Below are 12341 nucleotides of genomic sequence, written 5' to 3'. Positions count from 1 at the left end.
CCTCATATCCAGCCTCGCTCAGCAAACGACACAATGCCATCTGATCCGATAACCAGATGATCGAGCGTGTTCACATCAACTAGTGCCAGGGCATCTTTAAGCCTGCCCGTAATGTTGCGATCGCTTTGGCTGCGCTCCGGATCACCGGATGGATGGTTATGCACCAGCACGACTGCTGCAGCATTGAAGCGAAGCGCTGACTTCACTACCTCACGGGGATGGACCTGGACATGGTTAACCGAACCGGCAAATAGCGTTTCGCTCTCCAGTAAACGGTGTTGGTTATCGAGATAGAGCACCATAAACACTTCCCGTTCTTGTCCTGCCAGCTGTAACCGAAGCCAGTCACGGGCAGCAGTACTTGAGGTAAAGGCTATTCCAGGCTGGCGCAGATATTTATCCAGCAGGTTGATGGCTCGACGAATGGTGCGTTGGGCATAGGGTGTCAATCCGGATGTCGCCGGTAACAGGCAATCACGCTGGGCCATAACTGTCAGTGGGAAAAGTTCAGGCTGTGGTGACACCAGCGATAATGCAGTATTCATGTCAGGCATTCCTCAGTCGATGAGATGTATAATGGCGCTGCACTCTGGATGGTTCAGCGCGAAGTCACGTAGACGATAATAGTGCTCAGTCATCGCGTCACACTCGGTGCAGCAGGCGTGGTGGCTGTATGCCACCAGGCAGATCGCAATGCCGGCAGCCTCTCCGCTCATCTCCACGCCGTTGCCATTCATCGGGTTGAACAACGTCCATTTCTCACCCTCGGGCTCCGGAACCATAAATGCGCCGCCGTTGCTGAGTGTATAAAAACTCCAGACGCCGCCGCTGTAATCAGCACACAGGTGATCCATCCAGGCGAAAATGCGAGGTTCAAGGGTTATCCATTGTGGGATAGAGCCAAAGTGCTGCGGCCAGAAGCCGATGCGTAACTCGTCCGGGACCACCGAGGCAGTAATTGCGGTATGCTCCGCGAACTGATGATTTTGTGTATTCATTAAACTATCTCCTTATGCCGGAACAGTTGTTTAACGCCCGAAAAAATCGAGCATGTTTTCTGCCATTACCCACAGGGCGCGATTGAGCTTCACATCGCCATCAATACCGGTAACAGCACGGGTGCGGCTGCTTTTCCCCTGAGCGGTTCGCCCTGACAATCCCCCTTTCATCAGGTTCTCCTGCACGCGCTGGTATACGGTCCACAGGTCATCGCTGTAGTCCTCCCGACGACGTGGGGTAAGCAACTGCGATACCGTGACCGGCTGGTGGTCTTCACCAAAGCGATACTTCAGCGCAGCATTCGCCAGGGCGTTACGGGCTGGTTCTGGCAGTGCCAGTGACTGCATTGCATCGCGCTTCTCCTCCACCCGGTCAAACACACCGAGCACTTCGTAAGCCCCTTCAATCACCTTCTCAACAACATTCCCTTTATGTGGTACCCGCACTTCGCCGAATGACTGACCGCAGACCAGACCATTAGTACAGACGCCACGAAACAGTCCCGGCAGCATCTGGTAGCTTGATGAGCCGTCATGGCTGTTAAGCAGAATGATTTCCGGCACCTGATGTCCGGTCAGTTGACCGGCACGACGCAGGCGAAGCATATGTTTGGTGTGTTCCCGCTTGCTCTGGTCGCGAACCTTTGTCTGGCAGGCAAAGAACGGCTCAAAGCCTTCACGCTGCAGGTTTTCGAGGATGGTGATGGTCGGGATGTAGGTGTACCTGTCTGAACGAGATTCATGCTTGTCACTCCCGAACACGCTGGGTACATGACTCATCAGCTCTTCATGGGTCAGAGGCCGGTCACGGCGTATCTGGTTTATACGACCAAAGCGGCTGGCTAATCGCATAGCTAACTCCTTATCTGATAATGAATTAAAAACAAAAAAGGCCATGTTCCCGAAGGAGCATGGCCTGTTGCTATCTGGTGTTGGTGTGTTGCGGGGTAGAGAGGTCTGAAATGTAAGTAACTAATCGCTGTAGTGTGTGGTCCGGCACTCACTGAGGTCAGACAGCTCTTTTTGCGTATTCTTCAGACCCGGACTGAAAGTGCCTACTTTTTTATCGCTGACATAAACATCGAAATCTGCTGCCTGCCCCAGCGCGTCAATAAATGACACCCAGGCATTATCACCGTTTCGCCAGCCCAGGGATGACGGTAACGGATACTGGCTGTCATCCATCACCGTGGTGATGTCGGTTCCGTCATCGTGAGAATTCAGCAAGGTACCGTCGGGCAGAGTCAGGTATACGCTGTGCTGCAGCACATTCTGCTCATCGGGGCTGGTAGTGCAGTTAAGATTAAAGACCACTTTCTCCGGACTGGTGATGATGTATTCGGTCACACCCTGAGCGAAGCCGCTGCTCCACATATTGGGGATGGCCTGTGCAACGGAGGCTGAGGCCAGCATAACGACCGCCAGGGCTGCATGAGATAAACGCATAAGTGATTTCCTTTCATTAACATCAGAGGGAGGGGCATCCGTCAGGGCGCACTGAAGCGCTCCGGGGCCCCGGGTGACCTTATTTAACTTCATCAACGCTCTTATCTGTCTGTCGTTTTGTCCTTCCATTTTGGCCGGTTGCTACCCGAAAAGGATTTCACCAGCGACCAATATTCCACCGGGAATCGTTTTACCAGTTCCCCGTTGAGACGGACATCGATAGTCCGGTACTGCCCGTTGTTCATGGTCCCCTGACTGAAGTAAGCATTGCTGCTGCAGGTCCCCGTGTCGTACTGGTTCCAGAATTTTTCGGGTTTGCCCACCACGTAAAAATCCCCCAGGGCGCAGCCGTTAGTAGATTTACGATTAACGATGGCCACCCTGTTCGTTGCCGCCAACACAATGGTGCAGGAGCTTTGTTTTCCGCCACAGACATCCCATAAAACCCGACCACCAGGGTCCTTAAACGACCAGATAGTGTTCGCCGGAATATCGGCCCGTTCCCGGGCCGCGGTGCTGAGACTGACGCTGAAGACCAGCGCAAAAACTGCAAACCTCATTTTCATTTTTCATTCCTTAGCCATTTCAGAAAATCCGGAGTCAGCGCCCGCAACGGCGTACCTGGCGCGCAGCAGGTGGAGCAGATGCATTTATTTATCGATCGATAATAACGATCGATAAAATAGATATCGATCGTTACATTCTATTAATAAGAGCGAGACTTGTCATCCCTTTCGGGGAAAATGTGTGACAGAACAGCGACTCAGGTATTCAGTGCCACGAAGCGGGAGCAACGGGTGTTCTGATTAAAAGTAGTGGGTCTGTGAATGAGGCTTATGCCCACGGATGACCGGGAGGAGTATAAAGTTTGGTTTCAGAAGAAAATCCAGTCCCAGACGGCACGGGCGACGGACACCACCACATCACGCACGGTACGAATCACCGTTTTCAGCGATGCAGGCAGGAACGACGATGACTCAGCCGTATCTAAAACCCGTCCCACAGCGTCACCGAAACTGTCGCGGGCCTGCGACTTTACCGGCTCTGTGCAGAGTCTCCTTTGCAGTTGTGTCACCACCGGGCTGGTGGCGCAGTCAGGCAGACAACACATCATGTTTGCCACCATCTCCTCAATGCCCCATCCAGTGCTGGCGGATACCACACAGACCGGATGATGCGGTTTAAACATTGCCATAATAGCAGCCTGCTTCGCTTTGAGATTTACCTGTTGTTGTGGCGAGGGCGTGCCGATCGCGCTATCCCATTCATGACAGGGTTCGATTTTATCGGCCTGGTTAACCACAAACAGTACCTTTTGCCTGTAAGGTCGCACCACGCCGTGCCAGAACTGCTCGTCCACGGTCAGTGCCCGATCATCGGCCTTAATGACCCACAGCACCAGGTCCAGCTCCGGCAGCATACGACGGTACAAGGCTCGGTACTCATGATCCCGACGCCCGTTTTCACCTACCCCCGGTAAATCGACAATTACCAGACTGTGACTACCACTGCGTAGTCGGAAGCGCAGTACGTCGCGAGTACAGGCGTTCACGTCACATACCGGCGACACCTCACCCCGGAAAAGTTCGTTGCAGAGAGAGGATTTACCTGTACCACTTTTGCCCATGATTCCAATCACCGGCTCGTAGTGAGTCAGTTTCTGGATACGTTCAAGAATAAGCTGGCGAAGCGTGCGCGGAAGCGACGCGAGCGGTTGTTCAAAGGCTTGAAGGCCATCAGGTTTATTCATACAGTAGCCTCAGCGTGAAAAATAAGATCCCCGCACCCAATAAGGATACGGAGTGATTCGCCAAGATAATATATAACTGAAAATATTTTCATTATGATTTTTACATTACCTAAGAATTACTATGGGATAAAATATTCTGGGAGGAGAATCCATAATATTTCTGCTTCAATTTTTCGAGAATATCACATGGCTACTCATCCTCATGTTTTAATAATCTTTCAACATACCTTTAACAACAATAAAAATACATAAAACTGAATTTTAGGGTGAGCTAATTTAATTTGATGTAAAGATAAAATGTAAGCACAAAACTTTGAACACCATCTCAGAAAAGTAGAAAAAAAACAACAAATCTCAAAAATTGACCTGGAGATCAAGTTACTCAGCACAGCCAAATGTAACATGGAGGAACATAATTAAAAAATGAGTCAACTGATAAGAAAGCAGTCTAAGTTAAAGAGGATACCATATATAAATATAGCTTATCTTTATCAGTCCGCAGAATTGAGGAGCTAGTGCCAGATGGAGAAATATCTGATACATCGTGGCAGACTGATAGATCATATCCAGCTTGTGGTAAATAATTTCGAAACTAGTAAAATATTTTACACAGCCGTGCTGGCTATCCTTGAGATCCCAGTCGTAATAACAGATAACGACTATATCTGGGCAGATGAACTTGTTGTTTCATCAGTAAAAAGCCCTGCCAGTTTATGCGAACCAACAGGGCGTCAACATCTGGCTTTTCAGGCCAGAGATCGTGAAATGGTGGATGCTTTTTACTATGTGGCACTGGCGCATGGAGGGCGTGACAACGGTACACCTGGCGAACGTACCTACCACCATGGCTACTACGCTGCTTTTGTCCTTGATCCGGATGGCAACAATATTGAGGCTGTTTATCATGGAGAGGCAGAGCGCAATGCAAAGTCAGTGGAAATTAGCTTCAGTCTCTGAATAAAATAAGCCTTTAAACATTAACGGCTCTAAAAGGAGTAACGGATGGAAAAACAATTTGTTGCCGCAGGAGAACACATCAGCGAATACCCTGATCCCATTAGCTTTTCTAAAGGAACATATCTTCTAATCCATGAGAAGTATGAGGGTGATGAAGGTTGGGATAACTGGTTTTTCTGTACAGTTCCCGGTCATTCCGGTGGATGGGTGCCTGAACAATTAATTGAATGGGCTGAGGACAAACATCATGGGATATCCAAAGAAAATTATTCAGCTCGTGAGCTGAATGTGAACAGTGGCGATATCCTGAAAGGCACCAGAGAGATAAATGGCTGGGTATGGTGCATGCGTTTATCTGATAAGGAAGCTGGTTGGGTACCAAAAAAACTTTTACAGGAAACTAAAATCGTGCGTTCAACAACCCCTTTCTAAGAGGAAATGCTATTAGTGAAAGAACCATAGAGAATTTCATTCAAATCAGTTCATCAACATAAAATAAATCATGAGAAGAGTTTGTAGGTTATATATTCAATGACGGTAGCAAAGAGGTTGTAAACATTAACAATAATATTGTTCACCATCATGACAATAGCCGGGGTTAAATAAAATGTGTAATAACAGGCCAATACAGCTTTATGAAGAAGAAAAATTTTCTTTCAATCAGTTTACCGGCAAAAAAATTACAGGCGTAAGATTTTACGCTTGCGACTTTTCGGAAACAGAACTGACTGAAACGCAATTCATCAATTGTTATTTCTGGCAGCCAGATAAACAACTCGGGTGCGACTTTAGCGGTGCTAATTTGAAGGAAGCAAGTTTTGTCAACTGTGATCTGACGATGTGCACATTCATGAATGCCAACCTTTTTGGTATCGAAATCAGGGAATGCAGGGCAATGGGATGTAATTTCCGACGGGCAAGGTTTATGAAAAAAATCAGCTCCCGACTTTGGCTATGTAATGCATTCATAACTAAAAGTAACCTGAGTTATGCCGACTTATCAGGAGCGACACTTGAGGAATGTGAACTATGGGAGAACTGTTGGAACGGTACTATTGTCGCTGGTGCCAATTTCAGTGGTTCAGATCTGTCTGGTAGTGATTTTACAAACTTTAACTGGCGGTCTACTGATGTAACAAACTGCGATTTAAGAAGATCTTTTTTGGGCGAACTTGATATCCGTCGCACTAACCTGGAAGGTGTAAAAATTGACTATGAGCAAGTTACAACCTTGATGGCCTATCTTGATATCACAGTAACTGAATAGAAATGTTTACTTGTCAAAAATTTATGCCAAAGAAATTCTGACGCAATGACGCTACTTTGAGTAGGATAAAAGCTATTTGGCGGATCGCCGATAAGATTTTGATGACTGCCAGGCATGTTTCATCTTCTCAATAAACTCCAGCTTCTCTTCAGGTTGGACGTTCCACACATCCATAGCCGCAATAATCATGTCATAACGCATAGACGTATTATAAGGGCGAAGATAGCCCGCTATTCGTCCTTTTCCTTTAAGATAGTCCCAGAGATATACTAACTGAGTTTCATCATCACGTGACATCCAGTCAAAATCTGTTAGAAAAAAATCATATTGCTCAAGCCAGCGCTCATGCAGCTTTTTGAAATAAGAGATCTTATCTCCAAGTGAGCATGGAGCTTCATCAATGTACCTCATCACACCGTTGATCAGTTCACGCTCAGTTACCGGAGTGGGGTTGTACAGATCGGTACTTGCTCCCGCGTTCAGATAAAATCGGGAGAAAACACGTTTCGGTTTTTTCGAAGCAGTAGCCTGTGGATTTGTTATCAGGTCCCAATCAATATCATCCAGGTCGAAATTAAATTTAGAGAAATCAAGATTTGTGAAGATATTATCGTCCATTAAAAGAGAATTAAAACCACCTGAACAACCGACATCATTCCCCAATCCACCAAGTGTCAACCCTGCAGATTTTGCTGGGTATTCAAAAATATAATGGTGAGCAAACCACGATGCTCTTGGTGTACCTTTGAAACAATCAAAATAATCTTTATCAATCAGTTGCAGGTCGGCCCATTCTTTAAGTGTTTTCCGCGCAACTTTGATTCTGCCCTGATCGCCAAGAAAATGTCGTTCAAGTATCTGAGAGATCAAGCGTCTAAAATCATCCGGCGTATCATAAGTACTGCACAGTAACGAGTGATCTGTATTGAAAAAGCTATCCAGCGTTTTTATGTACATTATCTCGTGGCGGATCATATCGTAATGCAACATCGTCTCTTCCCTCTGCTTCTGACTCCCAAAAACAGATTAGCATTAGCACCTTTTTGGTTGGTGGAGTCGGGTCACAGACCTGAATAATGACTGATTTTCAACTGATATCCTGCTGATTTTATTGTGATAATACTCTGACATTTTACTGCTTTATTCCTGTGGTTTTTACTCTATGAATCCCCTCTGATCACCTCATTAGAATCGCTCAACAGCAGATATGAACATTTGGGTTTTTAGTATAATTAAGGGGAACTCCCAGTTTCTATACTATTCTGTTCATAGCTCCATCCCCCAATCATTAACCCTGCCAGTCTTCCGCTGGATACACAGTTTCCTTTATCTGCTGCATCCCCGCTTCTCTTAAAAATTACATCTCATCCCAATCCTTTGTACTCCACCTCACAAAGGAAAAATCAATGCACACACCTTACCCTTTCAATTCCAGATACACGATGAACTGGTTTCTACTGTCTCTACTCAATAACCACCTGAATCAGCTACTGAACCGATACTCACGAATACAGGCACTCAGACTCGACCTGTTCTATCAGAAAGGTACAGAGCGTTATAAACGTCATTCATGGAATGAAACCGAGCGAGAAGTACGTATGCTGGTTGAACGCACCCTGCAGCACACAAATCTGGCAGGGTATTTCTGGGTACTCGAGAACTCTGTAGACCACGGATGCCATGCCCATATCGTGTTCTATCTCGACAGGCACCTTAACCAGGCTACCTACCCAATAGCTGAGAGAGTAGGAACAATATGGCGGGAAATAACGCAACGAGAAGGCTATTACAACCGCTGCGAGTACAAACCCACTTATGAAGTCAGTATTAATAGGCCGGTGAACTACGGTGATACCGAAGCCATCGATAACCTGCGCTACATCATCAGCTACCTTGCCAAAGAAGAGCAAAAGCACGGTCATTATCATTACGGAGCCAGTGAGGTACCGCCGCCCAGCGGACTGGGGCGTCCTCGCACGGTGTAACGCACATTCTGCACTTTTTTACGTATCAATCCATTGATGTGGAAGGGCTGGTGGTAACAAGAAATCAACTACCAGCTCAGGATAATCCCACAATGGAAGACAGCATCATGACAGAACATATTTCTTTGCTTGATGACCAACTGGTGGATATGCGGTTCATCACGAAGCTAACGGGGCTGACAGATAAGTGGTTCTACAAGCTGATTAAAGATGGCCTATTCCCGAAGCCAATTAAGCTAGGTCGCAGCTCCCGCTGGCGACAGAGTGAAGTCGAAGACTGGCTATTAGAACGCATCCGTTGTTCGCGCGAGTAGCAAGAGCAAGTTATCGGTCTGAACATCTAGAGGGGAATAACCGAAAAATGTCAGTAGCCGCAATAAGTCTTTTTTAGAAATACAAACCGAAGCGGTGTTGATCAGAGGATGAAAGCCCAGTGAACGACTCGCTGATACAGAAGAATCGATAACAATTCGAATATCCCTCTCCTTGTTATGTGCAATAGCGAAAGGCGTAACCCCGCCAGGTTCCACACCGAGTATTTCTATTAACTCGTCTGGTTTAGCGAAAGACAGACGCGATTCATTAAGCTGGAGCGCTAACTCGCGAAGATCTGCCTTTTTATTGCCATCCAGAATATACAGATAGAAATGCTTACCAGAACTATTTTTCAGCAACAGGTTCTTCAGCAACTGTGCCGGAAAATCCACAGCAAAACTCGCATGGTCAGCGACCGTCTTCACTTCCGGATGTGATATGTACTGAAAAGATATATCCAGCTCATTAAGCAATTTCAGAACCGCATGCTCATTCATATTTCCCCCTAAGTTTCATCACTGCATTTAGCTTATGTCACAGGCAATGTAAAGAGTGCGACGGGCAGCCTCCTCAGTATGTCTGAGTCCAGACAGGTAAACCGGGGAAGGTCAGCGACGGATGTTAAGGGGGCATGGCTCCGATGACGCGCTGGCTGGCGGAGCTTCCGTAGTAGTCCGCGATGGGGAAAGCCCATCACATGGCGAAGGGAAGCAGTTTAAATGTGTTTGCGAAGTGAATTAACTGACCCAATGAGGTGAAGACCTTTGATAATCAGCGAAATGCAACGCAAGCTTGCCACATGGGCAGCAACTGATCCGTCCAGACGGATTGAACGGCTGCTGCGTCTGATAACGCAACCAGACTGGCTGGCTGAAGCTGCTCGGATCACCCTTTCATCAAAGGGAGCACATACTCCCGGCATTGATGGAGTGAACAAAGCAAAGCTACAGGCCGGACTGTCTGCTGAGTTGCAAAGACTCAGAGAAGAACTTCTCTCGGGTCACTACCAGCCCCTGCCAGCCAGACGGGTTTATATCCCTAAAAGCAGCGACAAACTGCGACCACTGGGTATCCCCGCGTTGCGTGATCGTATCGTTCAGCGGGCAATGCTGATGGCAATGGAGCCGATCTGGGAAAGTGATTTTCATACGCTTTCGTACGGCTTCCGGCCTGAACGAAGTGTCCATCACGCGATCCGCACGGTGAAATTACAGCTCACCGACTGTAGTGAAACACGGGGGCGCTGGGTTATTGAAGGTGACCTGTCCAGCTACTTCGACACAGTACATCACCGGCTGCTGATGAAAGCCGTCCGCCGCAGGATCAGTGACGCACGTTTTATGAACCTGCTGTGGAAAACCATCAAGGCCGGGCATATTGATGTCGGTCTCTTCCGGGCGGCCAGTGAAGGTGTGCCACAGGGCGGTGTGATCTCGCCGTTGCTGTCGAATATCATGCTGAATGAGTTCGACCAGTATCTGCATAAACGTTACCTGAGCGGAAAAGCCCGAAAGGATCGCTGGTACTGGAATCATAGTATCCAGCGGGGCAGAAGTACTGCGGTCAGAGAAAACTGGCAATGGAAACCCGCTGTGGCGTACTGTCGGTATGCCGATGACTTCGTGCTTATCGTCAAAGGCACCAAAGCGCAGGCGGAAACCATCAGAGAAGAGTGCCGGGGCGTACTTGAAGGCAGTCTGAAACTCAGGCTGAATATGGACAAAACCAGGATCTCCCATGTTAATGACGGTTTTATCTTTCTGGGCCACAGGATCATCCGTAAACGCAGTCGTTACGGCGAGATGCGGGTGGTCTCGACGATCCCGAAGGAGAAAACCAGAAACTTCGCTGCGTCACTAACGGATTTATTATCAGGTAATTATAGTGAAAGCAAAATCGATATGGTTGAGACACTCAACCGGAAACCGAAAGGCTGGGCTGCGTTCTATCAGTTCGTTGATTTTAAGGCCAAAGTATTCAGTTATATCGATCGTGTGGTGTTCTGGAAGCTGGCTCACTGGCTGGCCCGAAAATATCGTAAAGGTATCGCATACCTGATGAGGTGGTGGTGTAAATCACCGAAACCGGGTCAGAGTAAAACGTGGGTCTTATTTGGTAAAACCAACCACGGGAAGCTCAATGGTGAAATACTTTATCGGTTGGTAGGGCAAGGCAAGAAGTTGTTCCGCTGGCGCCTGCCTGAAGGTAATCCTTATCTGAGGGTTGAAGCCAGAAATACATACACATCGCGTTATCCGGAAGTGGCAATGGCGATCGCCAGCGTTTAGACGGAGAGCCGGATGCGCTGAAAGGTGCACGTCCGGTTCGGAGAGGAGAGACAGGGAAATAGTTCGACTACGTCCTGTCTCTTACTCTACTCCGCACCTGGCAGGGCTGGCTGTATCTGGCGGTGGTTATCGATCTCTTCGCCCGTAACGTGGTCGGCTGGTCGATGAAGCCCACTCTCTCACGCGAACTGGCACTCGACGCGCTGATGATGGCGGTCTGGCGCCGAAAACCAGACGGCGAAGTCATCGTACATAGCGATCAAGGTAGTCAGTACGGCAGTGACGACTGGCAGCGCTTCTGCCGGGCCAATAACCTGGCACCGAGCATGAGCCGGCGTGGCAACTGCTGGGATAATGCGGTGGCCGAATCGTTCTTCAGTTCACTGAAAAAAGAACGCATCAGGAAGAGAATATACAAAACCCGGGATCTGGCCCGGGCGGATATCTTCGATTACATTGAAGTGTTCTACAACAGGGCCCGGCGCCACAGTCACCTCGGCGGCGTCAGTACGGAGGCCTTCGAACAGGCCTCATCGTGAGGACAGAATCTGTCTACTGTCGTGGGGTCAGTCCATAATAGAGCTATGTACCTAGATCGGACGTAAGAACTAAAACGTACCGCGAGGTATCTATGCCAGAGCGAGTAGCGCTGAGGTCGTCCCCGTGAAGAAGGCGTTGCTGACACATACCAGCTCTGAACCGCCTCATCACCCAGCCAGAAAGTGATGTCGCTACGGTTAATCAGGGATCTGTTGTTGATACGCCATTTGGCGATTTTGAAAATTCTGCTTTGCTGATGCAAGTTACCAAATTGATAGCTGTACGGTCGATAGTCTACGGCAGTTCAAACAAATTGTTGAATCATGTGGAGGAAAAATCCAAGTTCATGTTGAACTACCAGACGGCTCAAGCCACGGTTTCAAGCTGTGACATTCCTACTTTCACATGTGAAAGCTCATCCTCGACCAGTTCCTGTCTAAAAATCATCCCAACCAATAAAAATTCAAGATTAAATTGAATTTTTACAGTTCAAAAGGTTAACATCAGTTTAAACAGCGCCAACCCCGAGCACAAATATGATACGTTGCCATCTCGCCCGCCTGATGGGGGAGCGGAAAATGAAGATTTCCGACGTTTTACGAGAAACAGGGCTTAGCCGCAATACAGTGACCCTAATGTACAGGGAAACAGCTCAAAAAATAGACATTGAGGCATTGGATAAGCTCTGTCAACTCTTTGCTTGCGAAGTGGCGGATATACTTGAATTCACGGATGAATAGCGTGACACCTGTAGAGACACCCTATGCCAACGACGTGTCAAAATCATTAGGCGTA

Annotated in this window: 15 protein-coding genes and 2 pseudogenes; 8 read left to right on the top strand and 9 right to left on the bottom strand. The window is 47.9% G+C overall.

Annotation, left to right across the window (positions count from 1 at the left end):
- Positions 1–2: 2 nt before the first annotated feature.
- The 6 genes from radC to IM282_RS03750 form a co-directional block, all read right to left on the bottom strand.
- The gene (gene radC, locus IM282_RS03775) at positions 3–545 is read right to left on the bottom strand and encodes a DNA repair protein RadC (RefSeq protein ID WP_192970144.1); all 543 of its coding nucleotides are present in this window, start codon (positions 543–545) and stop codon (positions 3–5) included.
- Positions 546–557: 12 nt separating this feature from the next.
- A complete protein-coding gene (locus IM282_RS03770) occupies positions 558–998 on the bottom strand; it encodes an antirestriction protein (RefSeq protein ID WP_192970143.1) in 441 nt (146 codons plus the stop codon).
- Positions 999–1028: 30 nt separating this feature from the next.
- Positions 1029–1850: a DUF932 domain-containing protein gene (locus IM282_RS03765; protein WP_125275975.1), complete on the bottom strand. Its 822-nt coding sequence runs from the start codon at positions 1848–1850 to the stop codon at positions 1029–1031.
- Between the two features lie 120 nt (positions 1851–1970).
- Positions 1971–2444: a hypothetical protein gene (locus IM282_RS03760; protein WP_192970142.1), complete on the bottom strand. Its 474-nt coding sequence runs from the start codon at positions 2442–2444 to the stop codon at positions 1971–1973.
- 101 nt (positions 2445–2545) lie between these two features.
- On the bottom strand, positions 2546–3010 hold the full coding sequence (locus IM282_RS03755) for a hypothetical protein (protein ID WP_192970141.1): 465 nt from the start codon (positions 3008–3010) through the stop codon (positions 2546–2548).
- A gap of 308 nt (positions 3011–3318) precedes the next feature.
- On the bottom strand, positions 3319–4194 hold the full coding sequence (locus IM282_RS03750; RefSeq protein WP_192970140.1) for a GTPase family protein: 876 nt from the start codon (positions 4192–4194) through the stop codon (positions 3319–3321).
- A gap of 522 nt (positions 4195–4716) precedes the next feature.
- Here IM282_RS03750 and IM282_RS03745 point away from each other — a divergent pair.
- The 3 genes from IM282_RS03745 to IM282_RS03735 all read left to right on the top strand — a co-directional run bounded on the left by IM282_RS03745 (position 4717) and on the right by IM282_RS03735 (position 6418).
- Positions 4717–5151, top strand: a complete 435-nt coding sequence (locus tag IM282_RS03745; RefSeq protein WP_192970139.1) for a VOC family protein — start codon at positions 4717–4719, stop codon at positions 5149–5151.
- Positions 5152–5196: 45 nt separating this feature from the next.
- A complete protein-coding gene (locus tag IM282_RS03740; protein ID WP_192970138.1) occupies positions 5197–5583 on the top strand; it encodes an SH3 domain-containing protein in 387 nt (128 codons plus the stop codon).
- 175 nt (positions 5584–5758) lie between these two features.
- Complete coding sequence (locus tag IM282_RS03735) at positions 5759–6418, top strand: Qnr family pentapeptide repeat protein (protein WP_192970137.1); 660 nt, start codon at positions 5759–5761, stop codon at positions 6416–6418.
- 72 nt (positions 6419–6490) lie between these two features.
- On the opposite strand, the gene IM282_RS03730 is transcribed toward IM282_RS03735, so the two are convergent.
- On the bottom strand, positions 6491–7408 hold the full coding sequence (locus IM282_RS03730) for a hypothetical protein (protein ID WP_192970136.1): 918 nt from the start codon (positions 7406–7408) through the stop codon (positions 6491–6493).
- Between the two features lie 416 nt (positions 7409–7824).
- Between IM282_RS03730 and IM282_RS03725 the strand changes: the two genes are divergently transcribed.
- Positions 7825–8403, top strand: a complete 579-nt coding sequence (locus IM282_RS03725) for an inovirus-type Gp2 protein (protein WP_192970135.1) — start codon at positions 7825–7827, stop codon at positions 8401–8403.
- Between the two features lie 107 nt (positions 8404–8510).
- Positions 8511–8717, top strand: a complete 207-nt coding sequence (locus tag IM282_RS03720) for an AlpA family transcriptional regulator (protein WP_024360482.1) — start codon at positions 8511–8513, stop codon at positions 8715–8717.
- On the opposite strand, the gene IM282_RS03715 is transcribed toward IM282_RS03720, so the two are convergent.
- Positions 8688–9215, bottom strand: a complete 528-nt coding sequence (locus IM282_RS03715; RefSeq protein ID WP_123629013.1) for a YbaK/EbsC family protein — start codon at positions 9213–9215, stop codon at positions 8688–8690. The two genes, IM282_RS03720 and IM282_RS03715, sit on opposite strands and share 30 nt — an antisense overlap.
- A gap of 282 nt (positions 9216–9497) precedes the next feature.
- Here IM282_RS03715 and ltrA point away from each other — a divergent pair, with 282 nt between their 5' ends.
- Together ltrA and IM282_RS03705 are read left to right on the top strand one after the other, a co-directional pair.
- The gene (gene ltrA / locus IM282_RS03710; RefSeq protein WP_192970160.1) at positions 9498–11006 is read left to right on the top strand and encodes a group II intron reverse transcriptase/maturase; all 1509 of its coding nucleotides are present in this window, start codon (positions 9498–9500) and stop codon (positions 11004–11006) included.
- Between the two features lie 83 nt (positions 11007–11089).
- A pseudogene (locus IM282_RS03705) lies at positions 11090–11545 on the top strand (IS3 family transposase); the annotation flags it as partial.
- Positions 11546–11646: 101 nt separating this feature from the next.
- Here the strand turns inward: IM282_RS03705 and IM282_RS03700 are convergent.
- A pseudogene (locus tag IM282_RS03700) lies at positions 11647–11808 on the bottom strand (transposase); the annotation flags it as partial.
- 274 nt (positions 11809–12082) lie between these two features.
- Between IM282_RS03700 and IM282_RS03695 the strand changes: the two are divergent.
- On the top strand, positions 12083–12286 hold the full coding sequence (locus tag IM282_RS03695) for a helix-turn-helix transcriptional regulator (protein ID WP_026027839.1): 204 nt from the start codon (positions 12083–12085) through the stop codon (positions 12284–12286).
- Positions 12287–12341: the final 55 nt, after the last annotated feature.

Source organism: Enterobacter cloacae complex sp. P29RS (assembly GCF_014893445.1).
Classification (GTDB): Bacteria; Pseudomonadota; Gammaproteobacteria; order Enterobacterales; family Enterobacteriaceae; genus Enterobacter; species Enterobacter intestinihominis.
This window is presented reverse-complemented; position numbering and strand designations above follow the sequence as displayed.

What these genes read in the sequence shown, in the direction of transcription:
- IM282_RS03770 (WP_192970143.1), bottom strand. Translation starts at nt 998, where the DNA reads ATGAATACACAAAATCATCAGTTCGCGGAGCATACCGCAATTACTGCC.
- IM282_RS03735 (WP_192970137.1), top strand. Translation starts at nt 5,759, where the DNA reads ATGTGTAATAACAGGCCAATACAGCTTTATGAAGAAGAAAAATTTTCT.
- IM282_RS03745 (WP_192970139.1), top strand. Translation starts at nt 4,717, where the DNA reads ATGGAGAAATATCTGATACATCGTGGCAGACTGATAGATCATATCCAG.
- IM282_RS03695 (WP_026027839.1), top strand. Translation starts at nt 12,083, where the DNA reads ATGATACGTTGCCATCTCGCCCGCCTGATGGGGGAGCGGAAAATGAAG.
- IM282_RS03730 (WP_192970136.1), bottom strand. Translation starts at nt 7,408, where the DNA reads ATGTTGCATTACGATATGATCCGCCACGAGATAATGTACATAAAAACG.
- ltrA (WP_192970160.1), top strand. Translation starts at nt 9,498, where the DNA reads ATGCAACGCAAGCTTGCCACATGGGCAGCAACTGATCCGTCCAGACGG.
- IM282_RS03750 (WP_192970140.1), bottom strand. Translation starts at nt 4,194, where the DNA reads ATGAATAAACCTGATGGCCTTCAAGCCTTTGAACAACCGCTCGCGTCG.
- IM282_RS03755 (WP_192970141.1), bottom strand. Translation starts at nt 3,010, where the DNA reads ATGAAAATGAGGTTTGCAGTTTTTGCGCTGGTCTTCAGCGTCAGTCTC.
- IM282_RS03765 (WP_125275975.1), bottom strand. Translation starts at nt 1,850, where the DNA reads ATGCGATTAGCCAGCCGCTTTGGTCGTATAAACCAGATACGCCGTGAC.
- radC (WP_192970144.1), bottom strand. Translation starts at nt 545, where the DNA reads ATGAATACTGCATTATCGCTGGTGTCACCACAGCCTGAACTTTTCCCA.
- IM282_RS03760 (WP_192970142.1), bottom strand. Translation starts at nt 2,444, where the DNA reads ATGCGTTTATCTCATGCAGCCCTGGCGGTCGTTATGCTGGCCTCAGCC.
- IM282_RS03715 (WP_123629013.1), bottom strand. Translation starts at nt 9,215, where the DNA reads ATGAATGAGCATGCGGTTCTGAAATTGCTTAATGAGCTGGATATATCT.
- IM282_RS03725 (WP_192970135.1), top strand. Translation starts at nt 7,825, where the DNA reads ATGCACACACCTTACCCTTTCAATTCCAGATACACGATGAACTGGTTT.
- IM282_RS03740 (WP_192970138.1), top strand. Translation starts at nt 5,197, where the DNA reads ATGGAAAAACAATTTGTTGCCGCAGGAGAACACATCAGCGAATACCCT.
- IM282_RS03720 (WP_024360482.1), top strand. Translation starts at nt 8,511, where the DNA reads ATGACAGAACATATTTCTTTGCTTGATGACCAACTGGTGGATATGCGG.